This is a genomic window from Acidovorax sp. GW821-FHT10E04 (genome assembly GCF_059415185.1).
This window is the reverse complement of record NZ_JBWKMT010000006.1, coordinates 251,137-276,037: the sequence shown is the minus strand read 5'-3', so window position 1 is coordinate 276,037 and position 24,901 is coordinate 251,137. Positions and strand designations below refer to the sequence as shown.

At 62.6% G+C, this 24,901-nt stretch carries 29 protein-coding genes and 3 tRNA genes; 11 read left to right on the top strand and 21 right to left on the bottom strand.

Annotation, left to right across the window (positions count from 1 at the left end; genetic code table 11):
• Positions 1-88 (top strand) — tRNA-Ser (locus AC07OC_RS20350).
• A 180-nt stretch (positions 89-268) separates the two neighbouring features.
• Here the strand turns inward: AC07OC_RS20350 and AC07OC_RS20345 are convergent.
• The 3 genes from AC07OC_RS20345 to AC07OC_RS20335 form a co-directional block, all read right to left on the bottom strand.
• The gene (locus AC07OC_RS20345; RefSeq protein WP_218293550.1) at positions 269-508 is read right to left on the bottom strand and encodes a hypothetical protein; all 240 of its coding nucleotides are present in this window, start codon (positions 506-508) and stop codon (positions 269-271) included.
• Positions 509-545: 37 nt separating this feature from the next.
• Positions 546-818, bottom strand: a complete 273-nt coding sequence (locus tag AC07OC_RS20340; protein ID WP_494602049.1) for a hypothetical protein — start codon at positions 816-818, stop codon at positions 546-548.
• 296 nt (positions 819-1,114) lie between these two features.
• Entirely contained in the window at positions 1,115-1,699 is a 585-nt protein-coding gene (locus AC07OC_RS20335) for an IPTL-CTERM sorting domain-containing protein (protein WP_494598539.1), read from the bottom strand.
• 446 nt (positions 1,700-2,145) lie between these two features.
• On the opposite strand from AC07OC_RS20335, the gene AC07OC_RS20330 reads away from it, so the two are divergent.
• Complete coding sequence (locus AC07OC_RS20330; protein ID WP_492254717.1) at positions 2,146-2,493, top strand: I78 family peptidase inhibitor; 348 nt, start codon at positions 2,146-2,148, stop codon at positions 2,491-2,493.
• 43 nt (positions 2,494-2,536) lie between these two features.
• Here the strand turns inward: AC07OC_RS20330 and hemW are convergent, their stop codons facing one another.
• The 5 genes from hemW to AC07OC_RS20305 form a co-directional block, all read right to left on the bottom strand.
• On the bottom strand, positions 2,537-3,790 hold the full coding sequence (gene hemW, locus AC07OC_RS20325) for a radical SAM family heme chaperone HemW (RefSeq protein ID WP_494602047.1): 1,254 nt from the start codon (positions 3,788-3,790) through the stop codon (positions 2,537-2,539).
• 172 nt (positions 3,791-3,962) lie between these two features.
• Entirely contained in the window at positions 3,963-4,565 is a 603-nt protein-coding gene (gene rdgB, locus AC07OC_RS20320; RefSeq protein WP_218341514.1) for an RdgB/HAM1 family non-canonical purine NTP pyrophosphatase, read from the bottom strand.
• 66 nt (positions 4,566-4,631) lie between these two features.
• Positions 4,632-5,366 (bottom strand): ribonuclease PH, encoded by a 735-nt coding sequence (rph, locus tag AC07OC_RS20315; protein WP_218341515.1) that lies wholly within the window; start codon positions 5,364-5,366, stop codon positions 4,632-4,634.
• A gap of 121 nt (positions 5,367-5,487) precedes the next feature.
• Positions 5,488-6,390, bottom strand: coding sequence for a PP2C family protein-serine/threonine phosphatase (locus AC07OC_RS20310; RefSeq protein WP_218293543.1), 903 nt, complete (start codon positions 6,388-6,390; stop codon positions 5,488-5,490).
• 82 nt (positions 6,391-6,472) lie between these two features.
• Positions 6,473-7,489: a serine/threonine protein kinase gene (locus AC07OC_RS20305; protein ID WP_218293542.1), complete on the bottom strand. Its 1,017-nt coding sequence runs from the start codon at positions 7,487-7,489 to the stop codon at positions 6,473-6,475.
• A 90-nt stretch (positions 7,490-7,579) separates the two neighbouring features.
• Between AC07OC_RS20305 and AC07OC_RS20300 the strand changes: the two genes are divergently transcribed.
• The 4 genes from AC07OC_RS20300 (at position 7,580) to AC07OC_RS20285 (ending at position 11,734) form a co-directional block, all read left to right on the top strand.
• Positions 7,580-8,482 carry a YicC/YloC family endoribonuclease gene (locus AC07OC_RS20300; protein ID WP_304505103.1) on the top strand — a complete coding sequence of 301 codons (903 nt, stop codon included), beginning with the start codon at positions 7,580-7,582 and terminating at the stop codon, positions 8,480-8,482.
• Between the two features lie 36 nt (positions 8,483-8,518).
• Positions 8,519-9,139: a guanylate kinase gene (gmk, locus tag AC07OC_RS20295; RefSeq protein ID WP_218293540.1), complete on the top strand. Its 621-nt coding sequence runs from the start codon at positions 8,519-8,521 to the stop codon at positions 9,137-9,139.
• A 15-nt stretch (positions 9,140-9,154) separates the two neighbouring features.
• Entirely contained in the window at positions 9,155-9,358 is a 204-nt protein-coding gene (gene rpoZ / locus AC07OC_RS20290; protein ID WP_005794722.1) for a DNA-directed RNA polymerase subunit omega, read from the top strand.
• 96 nt (positions 9,359-9,454) lie between these two features.
• Positions 9,455-11,734, top strand: a complete 2,280-nt coding sequence (locus AC07OC_RS20285; RefSeq protein ID WP_218293539.1) for a RelA/SpoT family protein — start codon at positions 9,455-9,457, stop codon at positions 11,732-11,734.
• A gap of 67 nt (positions 11,735-11,801) precedes the next feature.
• Here AC07OC_RS20285 and greB read toward each other — a convergent pair whose 3' ends face one another.
• From greB to AC07OC_RS20220, 13 genes are all read right to left on the bottom strand, one after another.
• Positions 11,802-12,359, bottom strand: a complete 558-nt coding sequence (gene greB, locus AC07OC_RS20280; RefSeq protein ID WP_218341516.1) for a transcription elongation factor GreB — start codon at positions 12,357-12,359, stop codon at positions 11,802-11,804.
• A gap of 79 nt (positions 12,360-12,438) precedes the next feature.
• Positions 12,439-12,515: transfer RNA gene (locus tag AC07OC_RS20275), tRNA-Arg, on the bottom strand.
• Positions 12,516-12,721: 206 nt separating this feature from the next.
• Positions 12,722-12,798, bottom strand: a tRNA-Ile gene (locus AC07OC_RS20270).
• Positions 12,799-12,849: 51 nt separating this feature from the next.
• Positions 12,850-13,854 (bottom strand): heat-inducible transcriptional repressor HrcA, encoded by a 1,005-nt coding sequence (hrcA, locus tag AC07OC_RS20265; RefSeq protein ID WP_218341517.1) that lies wholly within the window; start codon positions 13,852-13,854, stop codon positions 12,850-12,852.
• Between the two features lie 9 nt (positions 13,855-13,863).
• Positions 13,864-14,454, bottom strand: a complete 591-nt coding sequence (locus AC07OC_RS20260) for a recombinase family protein (RefSeq protein ID WP_494602044.1) — start codon at positions 14,452-14,454, stop codon at positions 13,864-13,866.
• 223 nt (positions 14,455-14,677) lie between these two features.
• The gene (locus AC07OC_RS20255) at positions 14,678-15,514 is read right to left on the bottom strand and encodes a rolling circle replication-associated protein (protein ID WP_494602042.1); all 837 of its coding nucleotides are present in this window, start codon (positions 15,512-15,514) and stop codon (positions 14,678-14,680) included.
• A 501-nt stretch (positions 15,515-16,015) separates the two neighbouring features.
• Positions 16,016-17,233, bottom strand: coding sequence for a zonular occludens toxin domain-containing protein (locus AC07OC_RS20250; RefSeq protein ID WP_494602040.1), 1,218 nt, complete (start codon positions 17,231-17,233; stop codon positions 16,016-16,018).
• Positions 17,234-17,243: 10 nt separating this feature from the next.
• Positions 17,244-17,546 (bottom strand): DUF2523 domain-containing protein, encoded by a 303-nt coding sequence (locus tag AC07OC_RS20245; protein WP_369641692.1) that lies wholly within the window; start codon positions 17,544-17,546, stop codon positions 17,244-17,246.
• Positions 17,547-17,549: 3 nt separating this feature from the next.
• The gene (locus AC07OC_RS20240; protein WP_494602038.1) at positions 17,550-18,089 is read right to left on the bottom strand and encodes a hypothetical protein; all 540 of its coding nucleotides are present in this window, start codon (positions 18,087-18,089) and stop codon (positions 17,550-17,552) included.
• A gap of 1,277 nt (positions 18,090-19,366) precedes the next feature.
• Complete coding sequence (locus tag AC07OC_RS20235) at positions 19,367-19,636, bottom strand: major capsid protein (protein ID WP_369641690.1); 270 nt, start codon at positions 19,634-19,636, stop codon at positions 19,367-19,369.
• Positions 19,637-19,639: 3 nt separating this feature from the next.
• A complete protein-coding gene (locus AC07OC_RS20230; protein WP_369641689.1) occupies positions 19,640-19,852 on the bottom strand; it encodes a hypothetical protein in 213 nt (70 codons plus the stop codon).
• Between the two features lie 21 nt (positions 19,853-19,873).
• Positions 19,874-20,059 (bottom strand): hypothetical protein, encoded by a 186-nt coding sequence (locus tag AC07OC_RS20225; protein WP_494602036.1) that lies wholly within the window; start codon positions 20,057-20,059, stop codon positions 19,874-19,876.
• A complete protein-coding gene (locus AC07OC_RS20220; protein ID WP_369641688.1) occupies positions 20,059-20,403 on the bottom strand; it encodes a hypothetical protein in 345 nt (114 codons plus the stop codon). Before AC07OC_RS20220 ends, AC07OC_RS20225 begins: the two co-directional genes overlap by 1 nt.
• 338 nt (positions 20,404-20,741) lie before the next feature.
• Between AC07OC_RS20220 and AC07OC_RS20215 the strand changes: the two genes are divergently transcribed.
• The 5 genes from AC07OC_RS20215 to rapZ all read left to right on the top strand — a co-directional run bounded on the left by AC07OC_RS20215 (position 20,742) and on the right by rapZ (position 24,888).
• Positions 20,742-20,963, top strand: coding sequence for a hypothetical protein (locus AC07OC_RS20215; protein ID WP_369641687.1), 222 nt, complete (start codon positions 20,742-20,744; stop codon positions 20,961-20,963).
• 214 nt (positions 20,964-21,177) lie between these two features.
• Complete coding sequence (locus AC07OC_RS20210) at positions 21,178-21,459, top strand: hypothetical protein (protein WP_369641686.1); 282 nt, start codon at positions 21,178-21,180, stop codon at positions 21,457-21,459.
• Positions 21,456-22,352, top strand: a complete 897-nt coding sequence (locus AC07OC_RS20205; RefSeq protein ID WP_218293536.1) for an NAD kinase — start codon at positions 21,456-21,458, stop codon at positions 22,350-22,352. Before AC07OC_RS20210 ends, AC07OC_RS20205 begins: the two co-directional genes overlap by 4 nt.
• A gap of 2 nt (positions 22,353-22,354) precedes the next feature.
• The gene (recN, locus tag AC07OC_RS20200; RefSeq protein ID WP_218341518.1) at positions 22,355-24,025 is read left to right on the top strand and encodes a DNA repair protein RecN; all 1,671 of its coding nucleotides are present in this window, start codon (positions 22,355-22,357) and stop codon (positions 24,023-24,025) included.
• Positions 24,025-24,888, top strand: coding sequence for an RNase adapter RapZ (gene rapZ, locus AC07OC_RS20195; protein ID WP_218293534.1), 864 nt, complete (start codon positions 24,025-24,027; stop codon positions 24,886-24,888). Before recN ends, rapZ begins: the two co-directional genes overlap by 1 nt.
• Positions 24,889-24,901 lie beyond the last annotated feature (13 nt).

Genomic DNA, 24,901 nt, shown 5'->3' with positions numbered 1-24,901 from the left:
GGAGACTTGGGTGAGCGGTTTAAACCAGCAGTCTTGAAAACTGCCGACGGGCAACCGTCCGTGAGTTCGAATCTCACAGTCTCCGCCAGAACGCAAGAATGGCACCCCCGCAGTGGAGACCTCTTTGTCTTCGCGTGGCCGATCACAATGAAGGGCATCCGACAGGCCTTTCCGCACAAGCGGAACTCTCTAAAGCTGGCCATGGCAAGCACCGTGGTGGCGCACCTTCGGTCATCCCGAACGGTATTCATCAACGACCCGGCATCCATCACCCCCCGGAAACCGGCGGGGCGAAGCCCAGCACGCCGTCCACCAGCAGCATCAAGAGTGCTGCGCGCAAGTCGTCGCTGGTGTCCGTGACCCCCGTGACGAGGCCGCGCTGCACCCAGATGGCGCGCCCATTGAAGTTCGCGTCGCCCGTGGTGGATTGCAGGTGGCGCGCCAGGATCTCAACCCGTGCATAGTCGCTGTCCGAAATCGAATTTGCAACCGTGATGGTGCTGCTCATGGAGTCCTTGGCGAATCCGGTCAGTGCGCCTCAAGGTTCAATCATTCATCGCGTGCCTGGCACCCTGCGCGCTGCGCGGCGCATTCACAAAGCCACCTTTCAGCGCGTCTTCCACCACGAGCCGGAGGAGGTTCTCGCGCAAGCTGTCGACAGTGTCGGTGACCACGAACTCCTCGACCGGGCCCCGGGTGACCGCGATGGCAACGCCGTCGAAGTTGGCGTCGGTCTGCTGAAGGCAACGCATTACGTCCAGCACACGTTCAAAAGCCTCTTGCGACACCTTCTGTGCAATGGTGATGTGGATGTTCATGTCTGACCTTGGTTGCAGGGTTGCTGAGCTTGCAGCGAAGAGACCCAGCCCCAGCGGTCATCGATGCCGCCCCCAGCTTGCGCCACCGCGCGGCATCCGTCTATGGGCGCGGTCCTACATCCTCGCCTTTATCTTTGCGATGGATGGATGAATAAATGGAATGGCCGCGCGCAATGGCCGAGGTGCTTGTGCGAACCGCGATGTCCTTGACGCCATCATCCCTGCACCTTCGCACCACGCAGAAGGGCGCAAAAAAAGCCCACCGGAGTGGGCTCTGCGCTGTGCAACAGCCTGGCTCAGCGTTGCCGGCGCCGCAGCCCCACGAGGGCACCGGCGGCCAGCAGGCCAGACATGAGGAGCATGGCCCATTCACTGAGCGTGGGAATGCTGGCTGTCGAAGCCACCACAATGGTGAAGGAATCTGCGGTGGGCCCAGCCCCCCAGGTCCAGGTATAGGAGCCCGGGGTGAGGCCGAGGGCCGCCATGGTGGTTCCCGCCCAGGTCGTTGTGGAGGGCGCCAGGGGGGCGCCGGAAACATAGCCGACGGGCACTCCAATCCACGCCCCCGAAGTGATGCCCGCCGCGTCACCGGTGGTACTGGAGGACAGGATGCCTGCGCCCGCCCCATAGTCCGCAGGCCCCAGCGTGGTGATCGCATAGATGCTCGACGGCGGCGTTCCGACCAGAGCCATTCCAAGATTGGGGATGATCACCGCCGGTGAAATGGTGTTCCCGGCAAAAGTCGCACCCGAGGTGTTGATGCTGCCGCTTCCCGTGGCGACGACATCTGGGCCGCTCTGGACAAAATTCAGCGTGTACGCAGCGTGTGAATGGCCGCAAGCAAACACCAGCGCCATGGCCGCGCATTGGACGATTTTCATTGATTCCCCCTGTGAGCGGACATTTGTAACACGCCGTGAGAAGTCGGCCAACTTCTGGCTGCGCACGTGGCCGCACGGCAGGCGGCGGGCAGGGGTGAAGCCCCGCGGCCGCTGACTCGAAACCAAGCCCTCGCGGCTGCTGTCCGGACCGGCTCCGTTGGTTCGCAGGCCCTCAGCGCTCCCGGCCAGCACGCAAAAAAAGCCCGCAGTGCGCGGGCTGAACACTTGCTTGTGCAAGCGGGAGGGATGTCGAGAGGGTATCGACGCACGCATCCTAAAACACCCGTCTGGTGCCAGCTGTAGGACAACATCGCGTGCGGTCCGCGCCGCCGCGGGCAGGGGCTACCGGGCCGGTGCAAACCCGCAGGCCGGGTTGTTACGCGCGGACACGCCGCCCGGCGGAGGGTTCTAGTATGGTGAGCGGATTCGATACCCGAAGGATCCACATGTTGAAAGCTTCTCTTGCCCTTGTGGGCGGCGTGACCTTGGCTGCCGCCATGACGGGCTGCTCCGGTTATGGCCAGACACCCGCCCCGTCCTCCTCCAGCGGGCCCGGCAGCGCCACGCCTCCACCGGCGGCGCCTCCAGCAGCGGTGTGCAACGCCCAGCCCGCGCAGTTCGCGGTGGGGCAGAACAGCACCTCCTCGGTCATGGAGTCCGCACGCGCCCGATCGGGCGCGCAACTGGCCCGCATCCTGCGGCCGGGGCAGATGATCACCAAGGAGTTTGATGCGCAGCGCCTGAACCTGGAGGTGGATGCCAACGGGCGCATCATCGCCGTGCGCTGCGGCTGACCCGGCCCGCGACACCGGGCACGCGGCGGGCGCCCGCGATCCTTCAGTCGGCCAGAAAGAGTTCCTGCAGGTCGCTCAGGAAATCAAAGCCCCGCTCCGTCGGGCGCACGCGGGCCATGTCGCGTTCGATCAAGCCCTTGCGCTCGGCCGCCTCCAGGCCTTTGGCGATGGCGGTGACGGGCAGGCCGGTGCGGGCCATGAAGTCCTGCAGCGCAAAGCCCTCGCGCAGCCGCAAGGCATTGAGCATGAATTCGAACGGCAGGTCGGCGCGGCGCACCTCGTCATCCTGGGCCACGGCGCGGCCGGCCAGGGCGTTGTCCATATAGCGGCCCGGATCGCGAAAGCGCACCTGGCGCACCACGCGGTGCGCAAAGCTCAGCTTGCTGTGCGCGCCCGCGCCAATGCCCAGATAGTCGCCGAACTGCCAGTAGTTGGTGTTGTGAAAACACTGGTGCCCCGCCCGGGCGTAGGCCGAGATTTCATAGCGCCCCAGCCCCGCCTGCCCGGTCATCTCCGTGATGCGGTCCAGCATCGCATAGGCCTGGTCATCCTCGGGCACGGCCGGCGGAAACTTCGCGAAGTAGGTGTTGGGCTCGATGGTCAGGTGGTAGATGGAGATGTGCGGCGGTTTCAGGGCCAGCGCCGTCTGCATGTCCTGCTCCAGCTCTTGCAGCGTTTGCCCCGGCAGCGCGTACATGATGTCGAGGTTGAACGTGTCGAAGGCCTGGGCAGCCTCCTCCACCGCCGCCAGGGCCTGGGCGCGGTCATGCACCCGGCCCAGGGCCTGGAGGTGCCGGTCGTTGAAACTCTGCACCCCCACCGACAGGCGCGTGACGCCCGCTGCACGGAACGCTCGGAAGCGGTCTTTTTCGAAGGTGCCGGGGTTGGCCTCGAGGGTGATCTCGCAATCGGCCTCCAGCCGCAGGCGGGCGCGGATGTCGCCGATGAGCCGATCAATGGCTGCGGGCGAGAACAGGCTGGGCGTGCCCCCGCCGATGAAGATGCTGTGCACCGTGCGGCCCCAGATCAGCGGCAGCGCCGCCTCCAGGTCGGCCATCAACGCGTCGATGTAGCGTTGCTCGGGCAAACCGCCCTCTCCCGGATCACCGGCGGCCTCGCGGTACTCATGCGAGTTGAAGTCGCAGTACGGGCATTTCTTCAGGCACCAGGGCAGGTGCACATACAAGGACAGTGGAGGCAGGCTGGGCAATTGCAGCAGGCCGGGCCGCATGTAGTGCTGGATGTCGCGCACCACGGCGGGCGCATCAGCAGCAGCAGGAATGATGGGAATAGCCATTGCAAGCCTCAAAGGTTCATAGCGCTCGCGCCGCGGTACCCGCCTGCAGCGGGAGCTGTCGCGCGCACGACCGCCGCGCAAGGGCCTCCCAGGCGGCGCAGCTGCGTTTCACTTGCGTGCGCTGGCGGTGTCCCCCTTTGGGGGGAAGGCGCGAAGCGACTCAGGGGGAACTTCATGCCAGCCAGCGCTCGCGCATCAGCGCCAGCATCTGCGCGGCAGAACGGCCCCGGTGGCTGTGGGCGTTCTTCACCTCCACGGGCAGCTCGGCGAAGGTCTTGCCGAATTCAGGGATGAACATCACGGGGTCGAAGCCAAAACCGTTGCTGCCCCGGGGGGCCGTGGTGATCTCGCCCACCACGCGGCCCACCGCAATCAGCGGCTCCGGGTCCTGCGGGCTGCGCACAGCGACCAGGGTGCTGACCATTGCCGCGCGGCGGTTGGCCACGCCCTGCAGTTGCTCCAGCAGGGCCCGCACATTGTTGTCGTCACTCTTCTCGTAGCCGAACTGGGTGCAGTAGTAGGCGGTATCGACTCCCGGCAGGCCGCCAAAGGCGTCCACACACATGCCGGCGTCGTCCGCCAATGCAGGCAGGCCCGTGTGCGCCGAGGCGAAGCGGGCCTTGGCCAGGGCGTTCTCGACAAAGGTGCGAAAAGGCTCTTCGGCCTCGCCCACGCCGAGATCGGCCTGGCGCACCAGTTCCACGCCCAGCGGCTCGAACATGGCCTGCAGCTCCGCCAGCTTGCCGCGGTTGTTGGATGCGAGAACAATTTTCATAGGTAAAAATGGCCTCTGGCGCTTATCTATCAAGCGCTAGCAGCTATCAATAAATGAGTATTCCTGTCATGGGGTTTCCAGAAGCGACCGCTGCTGCAGCTGCACCAGCTCTGCAATGCCCTTTTCCGCCAGCGCCAGCAGCTGGTCCATCTCCGCGCGGGTAAAGGCCACGCCCTCGGCCGTGCCCTGCACTTCCACGAAATGGCCAGCGCCGGTCATCACGATGTTCATGTCGGTGTCGCAGTCCACGTCTTCGACGTACTCCAGGTCGAGCAGCGGCGTGCCCTGAACCATGCCCACCGAAATGGCGGCCACGGGCTGCACCAGCGGCGACTGGGCGATCTTGCCGCTGGCAAGCAGCTGGTTGACCGCGTCCTGCGCCGCCACCCAGGCGCCGGTGATGGCCGCGGTGCGCGTGCCGCCGTCGGCCTGGATCACGTCGCAGTCGAGCTGGAGAGTGCGCTCTCCCAGCAGCTTCAGGTCGAACACGGCGCGCAGCGAGCGGCCGATGAGACGCTGGATCTCCTGCGTGCGGCCATTTTGCTTGCCCCGCGCGGCCTCGCGGTCGTTGCGGGTGTGGGTGGCGCGCGGCAGCATGCCGTACTCGGCCGTCACCCAGCCTTCTCCGCTGCCCCGCTTGTGGGGCGGCACCCGCTCCTCCACCGACGCGGTGCACAGCACCTTGGTGTTGCCAAATTCGATGAGCACCGAGCCCTCGGCATGCATGGTGTAGTGGCGGGTGATGCGCACGGTGCGCAACTGGTCGGCGGCGCGGCCGCCGGTACGGACAAAGGGTGTCATGGTGTGGGTGGCTCGTAAAAAAACACAAGGCGGAGGAGTGAAGGACCTGCGTGCAGGGACACACTCCCGCGCCCCAAAAACTCAGGCCGCCAGATCCATCGGCGCCTGGCCGGCCGGGAACTCACGCCTTGCGGGCGGCAGAGCGGCGTATGGCTTCGTTGATTTCGGCGATGGACCGCTCAATGGCGGCGTCGTCCAGGTCATCCACCAGCCCGTCGAGCGGGCCCGCCTGGATGGTGGACGCAAACACGTCGTCGCTGATGCTGTCTGTCGAGACGCCCTGGGTGGACTCGAACGCGTCGGGGGTTTCCCATTCCATCGCCACCACCGTGACGTTGTCGCTGCTGTCGCCCGCCTTGCGCAGGGCATCCTCCACCAGCTCGGGCACCGCGTGCGACACCGCATTGCGGGCGAGCTGCTTGGCGATTTCCTCGTCGCTGAGCGTGCCCCACAGGCCGTCCGAGCACAGCAGGATGCGGTCGCCCTGCTCCAGGTACACCGGGCCCGTGATGTCGTAGATGGGTTTGGTCGGCGAGCCCAGGCAGGTGAACAGCACATTGCGGTTGATGCGCTCGAGCCCCGGCGGGGGCGAATTGCGCAGCTCCATGTACGAATGGTCGCGCGTGCGGGTGAGCAGGTCGCCGTCGCGCACCATGTACAGGCGCGAATCGCCGCAGTGGATCCAGGTGGCCGTGCCAGCCTGCAGCACGGCCGCCACCAGCGTGGTGCGGGGCGTGTCGAGCATGCCCTTGTCGGTGGCATAGCGCAGGATCTGGTGGTGCGCGGCCAGCAGTGCGCCCGAAAGAAATTCCTGCACGTCCTTGAGCTGGGGCTTGGCCTGGCGCTGGAACAGCGCCGAGATGGTCTGCAGCGCGATCTGCGCGGCCACTTCACCTTCGGGGTGGCCGCCCATGCCGTCGGCCAGCACGAACAGGCCCGATTCGCGCGTGTAGCAATAGCCCATGCGGTCTTCGTTCTTCTCGCGGCCGCCACGGCGGCTGATCTGGAAAACCGAGAACTTCATAGTGACCCACGCAAACAAGGATGCACCACGGCATCGTTAATGAACAGGCGCCCCGCCCCAACCCGCTTCGCGTGGGTCGTTTTCATTTGGGTTTGGCTCCGATACCGGTGGCTTCACCCACCTTTTGCACGTTCTTCTTGGTGTCGGACACCAGGGTGTCCAGTTGCAGGCGCATCTTCTCGGCCACCGTGAGCTTGGTGTAGCGGCGCTCGCCCTCGCGGCTGAGCTCTTTTTGCAGCGCGAACACCGACTGCGGGCGCGACAGCGGGTCCAGCGCCATGCACCACTCCACCACCTCGATGAGGTTGTCGGAGTACACGCCGCGCAGTTTGGTCAGCGCCAGCGACAGGCGGTCTTTTTCGATGCGCTGGGGCGCCTCGTTGGGAGGAAAGCCCTGCATGCAGGCGTAGATGCAGGCACCGATGGCATAGATGTCGGTCCACGGGCCCATGGACGAGTCGCGCCGGTACATCTCGGGCGCGGCAAAGCCGGGCGTGTACATGGGGCGGATGAAGTTGCCCTCCTTGGACAGCACCTCGCGCGCGGCGCCGAAGTCGATCATCACGGCCTTGTTGTCGTCGGTGATGAAGATGTTGGCCGGCTTGATGTCGAGGTGCAGCATCTTGTGCTGGTGCACGATGCGCAGGCCGCGCAGCACCTCGTCGAACAGAGAGCGGATGGTCGACTCGCGGAACACCTTCTGCGTCTTGAGGTCACGCGCGGTGATGATGAAGTCCTGCAGGGTCGCGCCCTCCAGGTAGTTCATCACCATGTAGACGGTTTCGTTCTCGCGAAAGAAATTGAGCACGCTCACCACGGAGGCGTGCGAGATCTGGGCCAGCGAGCGCCCTTCTTCAAAAAAGCTCTTGAGCCCCAGGCGGTAGAGCGAGAGTTTCTCGGACGGCACCTTGGGCAGCAATTCGCCAGGCGCGCGCGTCGCCAGGGACGACGGAAGGTATTCCTTGATGGCGACCTGCTGTCCTTCGCTGTCCGTGGCGAGGTAGACCACGCCAAAGCCCCCGGAGGACACCCTGCGAACCACGCGGTATCCACCAATGGCGGTGTCGGGCGGCAAGGGAGCCGGCTTGATTTTTGACATATTTTGCGAAGATGACTCGGGGGTAGAGCGGAACCCGGATAATCGCCGGATCGCAAGCAACCATCAAAAAGTCCAATGCCAGTTTACAGCATGACCGGATACGCCAGCGCACAGCACGGCGCGTCCGCCACTGGCGCAGAAACCGAGGCCCGCGCGTCCCAATCGCGCAGGCTGGGGCTGGAAATCCGGTCGGTCAACAGCCGCTTCCTGGACCTGTCGTTCCGCCTGCCCGATGAACTGCGCGCCATGGAGCCCGCGCTGCGCAGCCTGCTGACCGCCCGGCTCAAGCGGGGCAAGGTCGAGGTCCGGGCCGCCCTGGAGAACGAGGAAAGCAACACCCTGCAGGATCCGCCCGCGCGGCTGCTGCAGCGGCTCAACTCGCTGCAAGACTCCGTCAAGGCATGGCTGCCCACTGCCGCCCCCCTCACGGTGGCCGATGCCCTGCGCCTGTGCGCCAACGCCCCGTCGGGCTCCGAGGACTGGAGCGAAGCCGTGCCCGCCCTCGCGGAAGAAGCGCTGACCGCGCTCATGGCCGCCCGCGAGCGGGAGGGCAAGCGCCTGGCCACCATGCTTCTGGACAGGGTCAAGCAGCTGCGCGCCCTGGCGGAACAGGCCGTCCCCATGGTGCCCCTGTTGGTCGAGCAGCAGCGGCTGCGCTTCATGGAGCGCTGGAAGGAGGCCATGGCCCTGACCGATGGCGCCACCCTGCCCGAGGCCGCCCGCGACCGCGCCCTGACAGAAGCCACCGCCTTTGCCATCCGTATCGACGTGGCCGAGGAAATCACCCGGCTGGACTCCCACCTGGACGAAATCGAACGCCTGCTCAAGAAGGGCGGCGAAGTGGGCAAGCGGCTGGACTTCCTGATCCAGGAACTGCACCGCGAGGCCAATACGCTGGGCTCCAAGTCTGCCGCGCTTGACCTCACACGCATCAGCGTGGACATGAAAGTGCTGATCGAGCAGATGCGCGAGCAAGTGCAAAATATCGAGTAATACTCATTTTTTGATAGCGCGCAGCGCACATCAACTATGGACTACCCCGGAAATCTCATCGTAGTTGCAGCCCCCAGCGGGGCTGGCAAATCCAGCCTCGTCAAGGCCCTGCTGGAGCTGGACTCCCACGTCCACCTGTCCATCTCCCACACCACCCGCGCGCCACGCGGCCAGGAAAAACACGGCCGCGACTATTACTTCGCCTCGCAGTCCGAATTCGACGCCATGGTGGAGGGCAATGCCTTCGTGGAGTGGGCGCATGTGCACGGCAACCGCTACGGCACCTCCAAGAAAGCCATCGAGGAGCGGATTGCCCAGGGCTCGGACGTGATCCTGGAGATCGATTTCCAGGGCGCCCTGCAGATCAAGCAGGCATTTGCCAACGCCATCCTGGTGTTCATCCTGCCTCCCAGCTGGGAAGAACTGCGCTCGCGCCTGGAACGGCGGGGCGAAGACTCTCCCGATGTCATCGAAGTCCGCCTCAAGAACGCGGCCATCGAGATGGCGCAAGTCAGCAAATTCGACTTCGTTATAATCAATGAGTTGTTTGAGCGCGCGCTTTTCGACCTGAAAGCCGTAGTTCACGCCCAGCGACTCAAGTACGCCGCCCAGCGCCGCGCCCGTGCTGACACCTTCCAGTCGCTCAATATCACCTGAATCCGGAGTAAACCGATGGCACGCATCACCGTAGAAGACTGTCTGGAAAAGATCCCCAACCGCTTCCAGCTCGTGTTGGCCGCCACGTACCGTGCCCGCATGCTGAGCCAAGGCCACGCCCCCCGCATCGAAAGCCGCAACAAGCCCGCCGTGACTGCCTTGCGCGAAATCGCCGAAGGCAAGGTTGGCCTGGAAATGCTCAAGAAGGTTCCTGGTTGAGCATTTTCCCGGGCGAAGTCCCTAAAGAGCACCGCGGCAGCGGTGCTTTTTTTTGCCCAGAAGTCGTCTGATGCGCTCCCGCGCTACATTTAAGGCATGAACGCGGTGCTCAACTCACCTTCTGCAACGCAGCCCCGGTTTGGCGAATCGCCAACGGCGGGCACCCTTTCGGCAGCCGCAGCGGCCGCCAATGCCGCTGCGGCCAGCTTTGCCGCGCTGACGGACAGCCTGGACTACCTGGACGCCGGCAGCATCGAGCAGGTGCGCCAGGCCTACCGGTTCGCGGACGAGGCCCATCTGGGCCAGTTGCGCAACAGCGGCGAGCCCTACATCACCCACCCCATCGCCGTGGCGGCCCAGTGCGCCACCTGGAAGCTCGATGCACAGGCGCTGATGGCGGCCCTGCTCCACGATGCCATGGAAGATTGCGGCGTCACCAAGGCCGACCTGATCGACCGCTTTGGGGCCCCCGTGGCCGAGCTGGTGGACGGCCTGACCAAGCTCGACAAGCTGCAGTTCAACACCCGCGAGGAAAACCAGGCGGAGTCCTTCCGCAAGATGCTGCTGGCGATGGCGCGCGACGTGCGGGTCATCCTGATCAAGCTGGCGGACCGCACCCACAACATGCGCACGCTGTCCGACATGCCGCGCAGCAAATGGGGCCGCATCTCATCCGAAACGCTGGAGATCTACGCCCCCATCGCCCACCGCCTGGGGCTCAACCAGACCTACCGTGAATTGCAGGACCTGGCATTCCGGCATCTGCATCCGTGGCGGTATGCCACGCTGTCCAAGGCCGTCAACAAATCGCGCAACCGCCGGCGCGACCTGGTGCAGAAGGTGCAGGCCGAGGTGGATACCGCCTTCTCGAAAATCGGCATGAAGGTTCGCCTGGCCGGCCGGGAAAAGACCTTGTACGCCATCTACCAGAAGATGGACCTCAAGCACCTGAGCTTTGCCCAGGTCACGGACATCTACGGCTTCCGGGTGATCGTGCCCACGGTAACGGACTGCTACACCGCATTGGGCGTGCTGCACCAGATGTACAAGCCCGTGCCCGGCAAGTTCAAGGACCACATTGCGATCGCCAAGCTCAACGGCTACCAGTCGCTGCACACCACCCTTGTCGGCCCTTCGGGCGTGAACATCGAGTTCCAGATGCGCACGGACGAAATGCACGTGATCGCCGAGGCCGGCGTGGCGGCGCATTGGCTGTACAAGGCACAGGATGGCGACGGCACGTCTGCCGAACGCCTGGGCACCAAATGGCTGCAATCGCTGCTCGACATCCAGAACGAAACCCGCGATGCCGCCGAGTTCTGGGACCACGTGAAGGTGGACCTGTTCCCCGACGCCGTGTACGTGTTCACCCCCAAGAGCCAGATCATGGCCCTGCCCCGCGGCGCGACGGTGGTGGACTTTGCCTACGCCATCCACAGCAACGTGGGCGACCGCACCACCGCCGCCAAGATCAACAACGAGCAGGTGCCGCTGCGCACCGAGCTCAAGAACGGCGACGTGGTGGAAATCATCACCGCGCCCGTCTCCACCCCCAATCCGGCCTGGCTGGGCTTTGTGCGCACCGGCCGGGCGCGCTCCAAGATCCGGCACTATCTGAAAACCCTGGCGCAGACCGAATCGGAAGGGCTGGGGGAAAAGCTGCTGACACAGGCCATCCGCGCCGAAGGCCTTGAACAACTGCCACCGCTGGACGCGGAAACCCAGCCGATGTGGGAGAAGCTGCTGCGCTTCACCGGCAACCGCACCCGCAGCGAACTGATGACGGACCTGGGCCTTGGCAAGCGCATCGCCAGCATCGTCGCAAAACGGCTCATGGTGCTGATGTCCGAGCATGGCCACCGCCCCGACGCGCTGCTCATGACCCGCGAGCGCTATACCTCGCATGAAACGCTGTCCCAGGGGGCCGTCACGCTCGACGGCAGCGAAAACGCGTCGGTGCAATACGCCACCTGCTGCAGGCCCGTGCCCGGCGACAGCATCGTCGGCTATCTCGGCCGGGGCGAAGGGCTGGTCGTCCACAACGTGCACTGCACGGTGGCCAAGCGCCTGCAGCACAAGGACAGCGAACGCTTCATCGCGGTGGATTGGTCCGACGAGCCCACCCGCATGTTTGAAACAGGGGTCGTGGTCACCGTCACCAACGGCAAGGGTGTCCTGGCCCGCGTGGCCGCGGAACTGGCAAATTCAGAAGCGGATATCACCCATGTCGACATGGATGACGAGGCCGCGCTCGACACCACCGACCTGCGGTTTATCGTTGCCGTGCGCGACCAGGCACACCTGGAACTGGCGCTGAAAAACCTGCGCCGCACCCAGGCAGTCATTCGCGCCGCCAGGATCACGCCACAGGCGTAGGAAATCCAGCTGGCCTGGAGGCCCCACCAGCCACTCGGCTTCGGCTGCGTTGCTGCGCGGTTGGCTGCTACCCGGCTCGCGGCGGGTATCTCACCTCCACCACCTCCAGATTGCGGACACCGCCCGGCGTGGGCAGTTGCACCTCATCACCGACACGGGCCTTGAGCAATGCGCGGGCGACCGGAGAAATCCAGCTCACCTGCGACTCGTGGCTGTCCGCCTCATCGATGCCCATGATGGTGATGGTGCGCTCCACGGCCTCATCATCCACATAGGTCACCGTGGCCCCGAAAAACACCTGGTCACTTCCAGCGTGAAGGCTGGGGTCCACCACTTCAGCAATTTCCAGCCGCTGGGTCAGGAACCGGATGCGCCGGTCGATTTCGCGCAAACGCTTCTTGCCATACAGGTAGTCGCCGTTTTCGGAGCGATCGCCGTTGCTGGCGGCCCAATGCACGACGTCCACGATCTTGGGACGCTCGTTGTCGATCAGGTCAAGCAGCTCATCCCGCAGGCGGGCATAGCCAGCGGGAGTGATGTAGTTCTTGCCACCCGCAGGCAGCGGAGGCAGCGCCAATTCATCTTCGTCGCCACCGTCGGTTTCTTTGGTAAAAGCCTTGCTCATAGCCACATCTCCCGATCAGCGCAAAGCGCTCTGGACAAATGAAAAAGCCTGCAATCTTTCGATTGCAGGCTTTAAACATTGGTGCGGCTGGCAGGAATCGAACCCACGACCCCTTGGTTCGTAGCCAAGTACTCTATCCAGCTGAGCTACAGCCGCTAAGCTTTGAATTATAGCATGATTTCTTGGCGACCCTTGAAATCAGATTTTTCTGCTTGTTCCTGCCTTGAAGGCAAGCTCAATCAGACACTCAATTCAACGCAAGCCAGGATTGTAATGCACTCCAGAGACTCCAAAGAGAAAAGGAGTGCACTGCGACAAGAAAAATGGCTGCAATCGCGATGATCGCCCGTGCAAGCGACGGGTGGTAGGGCGTGTTGGACTTGAACCAACGACCAAAGGATTATGAGTCCTCTGCTCTAACCAACTGAGCTAACGCCCCAAGCCATGCTCCAGCGCCATACAACGGGGCAAGCGCCGTATTGTAGGGGCTTTACTTGCGATGGCTGAGTGCGTTGGACACGAGCTTGGACGTGATGTCCACGATCTGGATCATCCGGTCATAGGGCATGCGCGTAGGGCCGATCACACCCAGCGTGCCCACGACCTTGCCGTCCACTTCGTACGGCGAACTGACAATGGACAGCTCTTCAAATGGCACCACATGGCTTTCGCCGCCGATGTAGATACGCACACCTTCCGCCTGGCTGGAGATATCCAGCAACCGCAGTATCTGGGTCTTTTGCTCGAACAGATCGAAGGCCCGCCGCAGGTTTCCCATGTCGCTGGAAAAATCGCTGACAGCCAGCAGGTTGCGCTCGCCCGAAATAACAACCTCGTCCTGCGCCTCCGACAGGGCCTCGGAACCCACGTTGACGGCCGCCTGCATGAGGGAGGCGATCTCGCCGCGCAGCACATCCACTTCGGACTTCAGGCGCTCGCGCACCTGCTCCATCGCGAGCCCCGCGTAGTGCGCGTTGAGGAAGTTGGAGGCTTCAATGAGCTGCGATTGCGAGTAGTCCGCCTCGGTGAAGATGACGCGGTTCTGAACGTCCCCCTCGGGAGAAACGATGATGACCAGAAACCGGCGCTCGGAAAGCCTCAGGAATTCGATGTGGCGAAATACCGAAGTGCGCCGTGGCGCCATGACCACCCCGACGAACTGCGAGAGGTTTGACAACAACTGCGCCGCGTTCGCAATCACCTTCTGGGGCTGCTCCGGCGCAAGCTGTGGAGGTGTCAGCGGATCCCTTTGCACCGTCAGCATGGTGTCTACAAAGAGCCGGTAGCCACGTGCCGTGGGAATGCGGCCTGCCGAAGTGTGGGGGCTTGCAATCAGCCCCAGTTCCTCCAGATCCGCCATGACATTGCGGATGGTGGCTGGCGAGAGATCGAGCCCCGACGCGCGCGACAAGGTCCTCGATCCAACGGGCTGGCCATCGGCGATATAGCGCTCGACCAGCGCTTTGAGCAACAACTTGGCACGGTCATCGAGCATGGAATGATTTTAATGGTGTAACGAACGAGAAGCCCATCGGCCACGGCCCTCGAATCTATGGATTGTGTCGCGTAAACACGCGACGGAAACACCCCAGATCGAGGCCAGTTCCCCCTGCGTATAGACGCCTGAACGCCACATGTCAACGATGGACAGCACATCGGCATCGCTGATGCTACGCGCCCTACCCCAGCTCTTACCCCGAGCACGAGCGGCAGCCTGACCAGCCATCACACGTTCGCGGATCATGGACCGCTCAAGCTGTGCGTCAGCGCCCAAAACCTGAAACGTAAACTCACCGAAGGGACTTGTAGTGTCCAGAGGCTCAGTGAGACTCCGAATCATGGCTCCTCCAGCCCTAAGCCTAGACTGAATCGCCAGCAAGTCAGACAAACTACGGGCCACACGATCCAGCTTCCAAACGACCAGCGTATCACCCCTGCCCAGAGAACCGAGAGCAACTTGCAACTGGGGCCGGGGCCCTACTCCAGACCCAGACTCAACGTAAACACGTTGAACCCCATGCAGCGACAAAGCATCGCGCTGCAGAGCCGTATCCTGATCCTGCGTGGACACACGCGCATAACCGATTAAAGCCATTCAATCCCCCCAGATAAGACCTTGCGAACGCCAGTCCCGGTTTGTAAGCGCAAACCTCAAAAGGGACCGCACCACGACCGCTTTACTACAGCCGTACTGACAGGCTAAATCGTCCAGTGTTTTACCAATCGGTAAATTTACGGACACATCCAGACGCACATGGCGGGACCGATGGTCAGCCACACGTACGGCAGAGGTGTTACCGGTAACGGCACTCTGTTTTTCAGCAGACAGGGTCATGGTGCCCCCCACTGTCTGGACCGCCCTCAAACGCGAAATAGAACCAGTCCCCCCACCGGCTCATGTGCATGGTGTCCACACGACCCGAGAGGTAGCACAGCGCTGCGTTTTTCATGGCATCACCGATGCTCTCGAACTCACCCAGATCAATGGGCGCGGGCAAAGTCACATCGCCGAATTTGGTCCAGCGGTTCGACCACTTCTCCCCATCCTCGAAAGCCTTTGTGATGTACTTTGAGAGGTAGGCCGCAATGCGTGCCGCAGAGCGCTGGCTATGCCGTTTGCGGGCCGATACATCGACATTACCGCCATGCTCCTTTGTGACTGACCTCCAGATGGCCCGCAGGACGTTGAAGGACTTCACCAAAACGCCGTTGCTTGCCTTGAGGCTAGAAGGCAGCTTCACCGTTGCCATGTGCACATGCCACGCACCGCGCTTTTGTTCTTCAAAACCGCACACGGCACGGAAATCGGGGATGACTCGACGCACCCTGCGGACAAACTCCTTTAGGTGCCTTTTGCACAGATCCTGATCCGTCTGATTGGCTTTGTACGTGAGGGTCATAAGCGTGTCCGCACCCATCGCCTTACAGAGCTTGCGAACCCGCGTTTTCGCCCTGTTGGCCGCAATGGCCAGCGCCCTCGCACGCTTGTCGGTATCTTCTTCCTCAGCTTCAGCCAGCATGTCCAAGTGATCTTGAATTTGGCCGGAGGTCCATTCGAGTTCTTTCCAGTCCACACGCTCAACACCGGACACCTCCATGTGCCCATTGCCCAAGTCGTGAGCCTTGACCTTAAACCGCCCCGAGCCGTAGCTCATGACCGCATAGCGCGACCCATCGAAGTTCTCTAGAATCCGTACTGCCACGGCATACCCCAATCTATGTTGTGACCACGAACCCGGATAGGTTGCCGCCTATGCCGGGTTCACCTTTTTCTAGTCCCACCACTCCCCGGTGAGCGCTACCAACCGACCGCCCTCGCGGTGCGGAAATCTCCAAACCAGATGCGGCCAAGTGCATCGACCATCAGGCCACTGCCACAACATCAAAGGCCGGTAGTCGGTCATGTTCCAAAGTGTTTATTGGATAAATCTAGGCCGCGCTGCGCGCGGCCCCGCCGCCACGCTTCGCTTGCGTCTGCGGGGCCGCTGCTTCGCTTGCCCAATCTAGCGACTGTGGACCGTGGCACAGGGCACGGGACGCACAACGGTCCACCATGGGGCCTGTCGCCCCATACCCCAACCCCCGAGCCTTTGGCGCGTGGCTATTCGCCACTTCGGGGCCCCCGGTTTGTCTCTCAGAGAAGGCACGCGCAGGCATCACTCAGCACCGCCGCTGTTGTGCGGGTGGACGTTGAACGCTGGGTTTCTGATGCCCAGCGCCTGAGGTATGTCGGCCTGAGTGATCTGGCCAGGCTGCTGTAACTGCGGAGTCGGCATGGGCACGGTACGCACCTGCTTAACTTCTGGCGCAGCCGGCTTCGGAGCAGCCTGGCTAGACCCGTTGGGCGCAACGGACCGCGATGCCGTGGGCGACTCCTCACGCCAGTCCTGGAAGAACCCATGTGCGACTATCTGCAGACAGACCGCACCCGGCACCTGCAGCAAGGTCGCTTGCTGTGTGTAGCACTTACAAGTTTTGCCCATGTGCACGCAGGCCGCAGGACGCGGAGCAATGACGGGCTGTGTCACCGAGTCATAAGCCGGAGCCGTATGCGGGAAGCCCTCGATACGCGGTTTCTGAAGCGCCAACCACTCCTCATAAGGCAAGTGCGCGGCTTTGGTGGCAACGCCTACGGATGTTGCGCCCGCAGGCACGCCGGGAGGGACCGCACGCGACGCTCCAGGCGCACTGCTAGTAGCTACCGCAGCCATCTTTGTGCCGAGGTTCAGGACGGATGAAATCGCGAACCACGCAGCACCGACAGCAACAGCAACGGCAATGGGAATGGCCCACACCTTGAGCGGAATACGCCGCTTGATGTTGTGCACGTCGGCACTTTTGTACCAGGGCTGAGTGATCCAGTTGCCCGCCTTGTCCTTTTTGCCGAATGCATCCTTTGGATAGCGCCAAGGGTACTTTTCCGCCTTGTTTACGACCTTGCCAGGGTCGGTTTGCATACCCCTGAATTTGTACGCAATGGCACTCTCAGAACCGAAGGCCCGGACCACGTACCAGTGCGTCTCCGTGAGCTTGCGGGGCGTGTTGTGAACCAGCGTGGGGTCCTGCGTGATGAAGTAAAAATCAATACCGCGCTTGCCGTGCTTGGACAGCTCCAGAATAGGCTGCGGCACCTTAGATCCGGTGGACGCGGCAGGCCAAAAATCCTGCAGCTCATCAACCACGATGATCGAGTCATTGGGCAGATCCATCCACTTATCAGGATGGTCAATCTCAGTCCAGCCGGGCAGCGTAACGCCGGGAATGTTGCAGTAATAGACAGGACGGTTTTCCTCTTTGGCGCGGCGCTGCACCTCGATGAACGTGAACAGCGTTTTGCCCTGCCGAGGCAGGCCCGTGACGAAGCTAATAGGCACAGGACGCCCCCTACTTCTGCACGAGGCGCTTCACGCTAGCGCCACCGAGAGCGTTCAGCATGACCTTGACGCCAATTGCGCTCAGGATGATGGACACATGCTGATCAATGAGAAAGAAGCCCGCCCAGTCACCAATGATGGAGCCACCCACCCCACCGAGCAGTGAAGTGGCCGAGGACTTGGCGGAGTCGATGAGCGTGCTTATTCCCACGTACTCAACGAAGCCAAAACCGAGAGCCAGGAGGACACGGCCCACCACCGATCCAACAATTTGCAGAAGACCGCCGAGCAGTACGGAAATGATCCATGGCATGTGCTAGTCCTTTCGCCCAACGACCCACATCAAGCAGCTAAGCAGGGTCAAGCCAACGCTTGCCAAACTGAGCACGTGCAGGGGCCCGCAGACCTGAGAAAACGGGATGGTGAAGTTATGCCCCACCACATCGAAACCCGGGTCGGGAGGGCATGCCCTAGACCAACCAAGCCCGGAAGAGTCGAAATTCGAGACGTTGACCTGCTGAGCGTTCTCACGCAGCTTGTCCGCGCTCTTAGCATCCGAGCCATCCGCAGCCGCCTTGTACGTAGGGTCCGGCTTTTCGGTATCGAGGAGCTTGCAATTCATGAGGTGCTGCTCCTTCGCCATGGCGCACTGAATCGCGTCCCCTTCACAGGAAAAACCGGATGCGCAGTTACCCGCAAAGGCAGACTCACCATCCCCATCACCGTCGCCATCCCCGTTGCCATTGCCATTGCCGCCCCCATCGGGCGGAACACCGGCATTCCAAACGCACACGTCATTCACCAAGTGCGTACCCACGGGGCAGGTGCCGCCTTCGGGCGGCTTGGGGTTGATCACGCACCAATTCCCCTCACGGTGGAAGCCTGGACCACAGTCGCCGTTCTCGTTTGGCTTTTCCGGGATGGGCTTACCGGGCGGCGAGGGCGAGACGCAGCTGGTGCCTACCTTGGAGGTTCCAGGGGGACACGTGCCGTTGCTGTTTGGAGGCTGCGGCGGCGGGGTGGGCGCATAGCAGTTACCGTTGCTGTAGCGCTGGGTTCCAGGCGGGCAATTGCCATTGCTGTCCGGGGGGACCGGAGGCGGCGGCGGAGGGGGCGGATTGTTAGGGTCCGGTGGCTTGGGACCGCCACCAGGGTTGGTGCCAGGATCAGTACCAGGACCCGTGCCGGGGCCTTCGCCCGGACCCTCGCCAGGGCCTTCACCGGGGCCAGTGCCGGGACCATCGCCGCCACCCGTGCCACCCTGGCACTGACCGCCCGTGTATGTGCCGCGCCCATAGTAAAACGTCCTGCCGTTGTAGCTGACGTCCATGTTGTTCACCACCTTGATCATGCAGTACTGGACCGGGCCGTCATAGCTCACGCCCTGGTCTTCACATGTGTACTCGGTGGCCGCCGAGGACATTTCCCAACCCTCCCCGGCGCTGGTGCCTGCCTTCGGGCATTTGTCTTTCACGCACTTGCCGTTGATGCGTGTGTATCCAGGGTCGCAGGGAGGTTCTTTAACGCACACGCCGTTGACGCGGACTTCATCAGGCTTGCATGCATCGGGCACACACGCGCCCCCCTCTTCATGCTGACCTGCGGGGCATGGGTTTTTAGGTCGGCACTGGCCGTCTTTTTCCTCGAACGTGGCGTTGCAACTGCAGGCCCCTGCACCATCAGATGTGGAGTTTGCAGGGCACGCAGCCGGGCCACTCACCAACCCGACAGCAGAATCCAACCAAGAACCAGTGTCAATGGTCGGACGCTGGCGGTATTTGCACACGCCCGTGGTGCCGTTAACCGTGACGCCAACGAACTCACGATATCCGTTCATGGGCTGCGCATTGGCCGTAGCAATGTACGCAGCGCAAGCCGCTTCAGGCGACGCTTGCATCGGCTGGCCGACCGTAGACCATTGGTAGACAGGAGGCAGTGCGGCATGCAACGCAGCGCCGCACAAGGACAACACCACCAACACTGTCAGGCGGAGAAAATTAGCCATGCGGACACCTACGGCCAAAAGACGAGCACGCCACCAAGAACCATCGCGAGAAGCAGCCAAAAGCCCATACAACCCCCATAAAAAAAGGGGCACACCCTTGAAAAGAGCGCACCCCGGGCACTACCCGATCAACGCAGCGCGGTGCGAATCCAGGTGAACAGCTTGGCTGTGACAACCACGCCCAAAACGGCAATGCCGATGGAGCTCACGATGGTCACAACACCAGCAATGGCAGTCGTGATCTCGGCGACGTCAGGCAGCGTGATAGCCGCACGTGCACCACTGGTTGCCAGGAGCGTTGCTGCAGCGATAGCCACAGCAGGCAGACGGCCAGCATGGGAGAGAACAGGGAAACGGCGCTTCACAGCGTTTTCCAGAGCGGGCTTGATGGAGTTCATTGGTTACTCACTTTCTTTGGTTTCGAGGGCTTTACGCACAGCACGCAGCGACCATGCCGCGGCCATTACGAGCAGGATGGCGCCCCCTATTGCCATCGCTGATTCAGGATCTAGATAAAACGGGCTGTACTGCGCAAGCTCGACACGAGAGAGCACAACCAGGGCATCCGGCGTATCGCAGGACACTTCGGAAATAGTGGTGGTGCTGGGTTGCATGCAGTACATGGGAACAACCGATCAGCCCTGCACGCGGGTACGAGCAGCATCAATACGTTGACGACGCACAGAGCGGGCGTGCAAACGTGCGGCCAGGACGCCGAGGGAGCCGGTGACGAGGGTCCACAGGGCTGCGCCTACGAAGCCGCTGCAGATGCCCAGGATGGCGAGTTGTTGGGCCACGTGGCCCAGGTCAACGGCAGACATTACGAAGCCTTGGAAACAGCAGGCGAAGGAGCTGCAGCGGCGCGGCTAATCAGCTTGGAATCCACGGGCGTGAGACTCACGAACTGAGCTTCGATCCGGCCCGCACTGTCTCCGTAATCACGCACGCCGAGCGTGAAGCCAACGGAGTAAAGGCCCAGGCCGACCTGCCCCTCCAGGACGGCCGGGACGCGGAACATGCCGACAGTGGCAACGGAGCCGTCTTCTTTGCGCACGATGGCACGGGCTTCTTTCCAGGTGGTCAGCTGGCCCGTTTTGGGATTGGGGTTCTTCGAAACTTTCTCTTCGATCAGGATGATTTCCATCAGGGATGCGTAGGCAGACATGGATTGTTCTCCGGTGGAGGGCAGCTATGGCCCAAGATCGAGCGACGTTGCTCTCACATGCCCCGACCCGCGAGGCATGTGGGGGCAGGGTCAGGGGTAGCCGCTCATGCTGAGACCACCTGAACGGAGCGGCAGGACAGCCACTTAGGACGATCACCCGGGAATTCGACAAGACACCGGCCAGTGCGAACCCTCAGCACGGAGGCACGAAGGCCACCCCACGAAACCCGCAGGCCGCGCTTTACGAGCTTGTCGTTTAGATCGAGATTAGGGGCGGTGGCCATGGTCAGTAGCCCACAGATGAAGCTACGATCCGACCCACAGAGAGGGGCCCGGCAATGTTCAATATCAAGGCGTTCGAAGCCGAACTAACGCGCTTTGCTATCTTTTCGATAGCTTTGGAAATCATCGCGCTGATCCTGTTTTTCCTGATCCTGTATTGGGTGATCAAGAGTGCCATCCGGGACGGGATCAACGAATCGCGATTGGGAGAACGGCAGAGAGCTATCGCGAAGCGAGAGGACGCGGAAGGCTTACCGCCGATGCGGGCGGAGCGATAGCTCCCCCCACTGCCCACCGTGACCGGGTGAGCTACCACCGTGTCAGCGGCTATTCGGGCAGGGAGAGAGCAAGAGGGGATAGATGGCATGGGTAGCTCCATGAAGTACCCAAGTCGAGTACAGGAGCAACCTTAACAAATACACAGACTGAGTACAAGCAAGAAAGTAAACTTACTCATACTGTGTAGTTTGTACACAACATGAGGATAGCGCCATGCAAACAACCATGAACCTGCTAGCTAAAGCCCTTGAGATCAAAAGCATCCCGGAATGGACGGCAGACCTAGGCCTATCGGATAAAGCGCTCTACAACAGCCAATACAGGCAACACCTCAGCCCAGCAATTGCTGGGACGATGGCGGAGCGAATTGGCGAAGACGTAGACAAGTGGATAGTGATTGCAGCACTGGAATCCGAAAAGGACAGCGCATGCAAGCAGCGGATGATGACTCGCCTAAAAAGCACACATCACATTAATGATGTAATTTCGCGATGACGTCCAATTTCCGCCATGTTGCGCTCATCGGCAAGTACCAGGCTTCATCGGCAGGCTCCATGGGCGACAGCTCTCGCCAAGCCTTGGAAGACATCGCCCATTTTCTGGAGCGCCAAGGCTGTGAAGTGATGCTGGAGGCTGAAACCGCCAGCAACACTGGGCTGACACACTACCCAGCCTTGAATGTAGACCAGATAGGCAGCCAGTGCGACCTAGGCCTCGTGGTCGGAGGCGATGGCACCATGCTCGGCATAGGCCGCAGGCTCGCCCGGTTTGGCACCCCCCTGATCGGCATCAACCAGGGACGGCTGGGCTTCATCACGGACATTCCGTTTGACACGTACCAAGCCACCCTGCTGCCCATGCTGCAGGGCGAGTACGAGGAAGACCTGCGGCCGCTCATGCACGCCACGGTGGTGCGGGATGAGCGGATTGTCTTTGAGGCCCTCGCGATGAACGATGTGGTGGTGAACCGAGGCGCCACGTCGGGCATGGTGGAGCTGCGTGTCGAGGTGGGCGGCCGCCTGGTGGCGAACCAGCGCGCAGACGGCCTCATCATTGCTTCGCCGACGGGGTCCACGGCCTACTCGCTTTCCGCCGGAGGGCCGATGCTGCACCCCTCTATTCCAGGATGGGTGCTCGTGCCCATTGCCCCCCACACGCTGTCCAACCGCCCCATCGTCCTGTCGGATGCCACCGAAGTGGCGGTCGAGGTGGTCAGCGGAAGGGATGTCAGCGCCAATTTCGACATGCAGTCCCTGGCCTCTCTGCTGCACGGGGACCGCATCCTGGTCAAACGGTCGGAGCACTGCGTGCGATTCCTTCACCCCCTGGGCTGGAACTACTTTGCCACGCTGCGCAAGAAACTACGTTGGAACGAAGGAGGTTCCTGACCATGGCGCTCAGGCGGATCACCCTGCGTGATTTTGTGATCGTTCAGGCGCTGGAGCTTGAACTGGGCTCCGGCTTCACCGTGCTGACCGGAGAAACCGGCGCCGGCAAGTCGATCCTGATTGATGCCCTGCAATTGGTGCTGGGCTCCCGTTCGGATGCGGGCGTGGTTCGCGAGGGCGCAAGCAAGGCCGACCTGTGTGCGGAATTCGACTGCCCGGCCCATGTTCACCCCTGGCTGGAGGAAGCGGGCTTCGACATCGATGACCTGCTGCTCTTGCGCCGCACCGTGGACGCGCAGGGTAAAAGCCGGGCATGGATCAATGGAACGCCCGCCACTGCGGCGCAACTGCGGACGCTGGGCGACAGCCTCCTGGACATTCATGGCCAGCATGCGTGGCAGAGCCTTACGCGGCCCGACTCCGTGCGCGGGCTGCTCGACGCATTTGCAGGAGTGCGCACCGCAGAGACCACTGCACGCTGGGCCCAATGGCGTGCGGACCAGAAGGCCCTGCAACAGGCGCGCCAGGCGCAGGCCACGCTGCAGCAGGAACGTGAGCGCCTGCAGTGGCAGATCAGCGAGGTGGACAAGCTGGCCCCCGCCAATGGCGAATGGGAAGAGCTCGACGCCCAGCACAAGCGCCTCTCGCACGCGCAGGCCCTGCTGGAAGGCGCGGAGGGCGCGATCCAGACCCTGCAGGACGACGAGGCCGGGGCGCTCGCCGGGCTCGCGCGCGCGCACGCCCTCCTGCAAAGCCAGGAACATATTGAGCCCGAGTTCGCCAATCTTGCGGACATCCTCTCCTCCAGCCTCGCGCAGGCGAGCGATGTCGTGCACTCGCTGCAGCTGTACCTGAGGCATGCGGAGATCGACCCACAGCGCCTGGCAGAACTCGACGCGCGCATATCGCTCTGGATGACTCTGGCGCGCAGGTACAAGCGCACTCCCGCAGAGCTGCCTGCCCTGCTCGCAGGCTGGAAGGAAGACATGCGCCGCCTGGATGCGGCCACCGATCTGGAGCAGCTGCAGGCCGCGGAAGCCTCCAGCGCCAAGGCCTACCAGGCATCGGCGCGGTCTCTGTCACTGGGCCGCGCAAAGGCGGCTCCCCGGCTGTCCCAGGCCATCACGCTGGCCATGCAGGGCCTTGGCATGGAAGGAGGGAAATTCGAGGTGTCCGTCACCAAAGCGCAGGAGCCTTCAGCCCATGGCATCGACGACGTCGTCTTCCTCGTGGCCGGCCATCCCGGCATGACCCCCAAACCCATCGGCAAAGTGGCGTCGGGGGGCGAGCTGTCGCGCATCTCCCTTGCCATCTCGGTGACGACCAGCGAATTGGGCATGGCGCCCACGCTCATCTTTGACGAAGTGGACTCCGGTGTCGGCGGTGCGGTGGCCGAAACCGTGGGACGCCTCATGCAGCAGCTGGGCAGCAACCGGCAGGTGCTCGCAGTCACCCATCTGCCCCAGGTGGCAGCCTGCGCCCACCATCACCTGAAGGTTTCCAAGCGCAAGAGCCCACAAGGCACCACCAGCACCGTCCTGGCGGTTCAGGAGGAGCAACGTGTCGCGGAGATCGCCCGCATGCTGGGAGGAGAACGCTCCACGGGCACGACACTCGCCCACGCACGGGAAATGCTGGATATCGCTGCCGCAACTTCGGAAGGAAACGGCTGATGGCGCTCGAAATCGTCCTCATCACCGGCATGTCGGGCTCCGGAAAATCCGTGGCGCTGCATGCCCTGGAAGACGCTGGGTACTACTGCGTGGACAACCTGCCGCCCGAACTGTTGCCGGCCTTCGTGGCACTGGAGCACCGCCACCACGGGAACCGCGTTGCCATCGCAATGGACGTCCGCAGCGCCACATCCTTGCACCAGGTGCCGCAGGAGCTCCATAGGCTCAGGAGCCAGGGTGTGCTGGTGCAATCCATTTTTCTGGATGCAACGATCGACACCCTGGTGCGGCGCTTTTCGGAAACACGGCGACGCCACCCACTGTCGCACGACGACCTCCAGCAGGGGCGCAAGGCGCTGGTGCAGATCATCGAACTGGAGCGCGAGCTGCTGGCCGAGCTACGAGAGCAGTCGCATGTGATCGACACGAGCACGATACGGGCCTCGCAACTGCAAAGCTACGTCAAGAGCTTGATCGTCACGGCCCGGGGGCAGATGACCCTGGTGTTTCAATCCTTTGCGTTCAAGCGCGGCATACCGATGGACGCGGACTACGTCTTCGATGTTCGGATGCTGCCCAATCCGCACTATGAGCCCTCATTGCGTGATCTGACCGGGCTGGACGAGCCTGTTGCCCACTTCCTGCGCCAGCAGCCCGACGTCTCGTTGATGCAGGCGCACATCGAGCAGTTCCTTGCGCACTGGCTGGAAATGCTTGACCGCAACCACCGCAGCTACGTTACCGTGGCCATAGGCTGCACCGGTGGCCAGCACCGCTCGGTCTATCTGGTGGAGCGCCTCGCCGAGGTTCTGAACAGCCGCTGGACCGCACTGAAGAGGCACCGGGAACTGGATGGGCGGTAAGGCGCGGTACCGC

Coding starts and splice junctions, on each gene's coding strand:
- AC07OC_RS20345 (WP_218293550.1), bottom strand. CDS start 508: ATGAGCAGCACCATCACGGTTGCAAATTCGATTTCGGACAGCGACTAT.
- AC07OC_RS20340 (WP_494602049.1), bottom strand. CDS start 818: ATGAACATCCACATCACCATTGCACAGAAGGTGTCGCAAGAGGCTTTT.
- AC07OC_RS20335 (WP_494598539.1), bottom strand. CDS start 1,699: ATGAAAATCGTCCAATGCGCGGCCATGGCGCTGGTGTTTGCTTGCGGC.
- AC07OC_RS20330 (WP_492254717.1), top strand. CDS start 2,146: ATGTTGAAAGCTTCTCTTGCCCTTGTGGGCGGCGTGACCTTGGCTGCC.
- hemW (WP_494602047.1), bottom strand. CDS start 3,790: ATGGCTATTCCCATCATTCCTGCTGCTGCTGATGCGCCCGCCGTGGTG.
- rdgB (WP_218341514.1), bottom strand. CDS start 4,565: ATGAAAATTGTTCTCGCATCCAACAACCGCGGCAAGCTGGCGGAGCTG.
- rph (WP_218341515.1), bottom strand. CDS start 5,366: ATGACACCCTTTGTCCGTACCGGCGGCCGCGCCGCCGACCAGTTGCGC.
- AC07OC_RS20310 (WP_218293543.1), bottom strand. CDS start 6,390: ATGAAGTTCTCGGTTTTCCAGATCAGCCGCCGTGGCGGCCGCGAGAAG.
- AC07OC_RS20305 (WP_218293542.1), bottom strand. CDS start 7,489: ATGTCAAAAATCAAGCCGGCTCCCTTGCCGCCCGACACCGCCATTGGT.
- AC07OC_RS20300 (WP_304505103.1), top strand. CDS start 7,580: ATGACCGGATACGCCAGCGCACAGCACGGCGCGTCCGCCACTGGCGCA.
- gmk (WP_218293540.1), top strand. CDS start 8,519: ATGGACTACCCCGGAAATCTCATCGTAGTTGCAGCCCCCAGCGGGGCT.
- rpoZ (WP_005794722.1), top strand. CDS start 9,155: ATGGCACGCATCACCGTAGAAGACTGTCTGGAAAAGATCCCCAACCGC.
- AC07OC_RS20285 (WP_218293539.1), top strand. CDS start 9,455: ATGAACGCGGTGCTCAACTCACCTTCTGCAACGCAGCCCCGGTTTGGC.
- greB (WP_218341516.1), bottom strand. CDS start 12,359: ATGAGCAAGGCTTTTACCAAAGAAACCGACGGTGGCGACGAAGATGAA.
- hrcA (WP_218341517.1), bottom strand. CDS start 13,854: ATGCTCGATGACCGTGCCAAGTTGTTGCTCAAAGCGCTGGTCGAGCGC.
- AC07OC_RS20260 (WP_494602044.1), bottom strand. CDS start 14,454: ATGGCTTTAATCGGTTATGCGCGTGTGTCCACGCAGGATCAGGATACG.
- AC07OC_RS20255 (WP_494602042.1), bottom strand. CDS start 15,514: ATGAGCTACGGCTCGGGGCGGTTTAAGGTCAAGGCTCACGACTTGGGC.
- AC07OC_RS20245 (WP_369641692.1), bottom strand. CDS start 17,546: ATGCCATGGATCATTTCCGTACTGCTCGGCGGTCTTCTGCAAATTGTT.
- AC07OC_RS20235 (WP_369641690.1), bottom strand. CDS start 19,636: ATGAACTCCATCAAGCCCGCTCTGGAAAACGCTGTGAAGCGCCGTTTC.
- AC07OC_RS20230 (WP_369641689.1), bottom strand. CDS start 19,852: ATGCAACCCAGCACCACCACTATTTCCGAAGTGTCCTGCGATACGCCG.
- AC07OC_RS20225 (WP_494602036.1), bottom strand. CDS start 20,059: ATGTCTGCCGTTGACCTGGGCCACGTGGCCCAACAACTCGCCATCCTG.
- AC07OC_RS20220 (WP_369641688.1), bottom strand. CDS start 20,403: ATGTCTGCCTACGCATCCCTGATGGAAATCATCCTGATCGAAGAGAAA.
- AC07OC_RS20215 (WP_369641687.1), top strand. CDS start 20,742: ATGTTCAATATCAAGGCGTTCGAAGCCGAACTAACGCGCTTTGCTATC.
- AC07OC_RS20210 (WP_369641686.1), top strand. CDS start 21,178: ATGCAAACAACCATGAACCTGCTAGCTAAAGCCCTTGAGATCAAAAGC.
- AC07OC_RS20205 (WP_218293536.1), top strand. CDS start 21,456: ATGACGTCCAATTTCCGCCATGTTGCGCTCATCGGCAAGTACCAGGCT.
- recN (WP_218341518.1), top strand. CDS start 22,355: ATGGCGCTCAGGCGGATCACCCTGCGTGATTTTGTGATCGTTCAGGCG.
- rapZ (WP_218293534.1), top strand. CDS start 24,025: ATGGCGCTCGAAATCGTCCTCATCACCGGCATGTCGGGCTCCGGAAAA.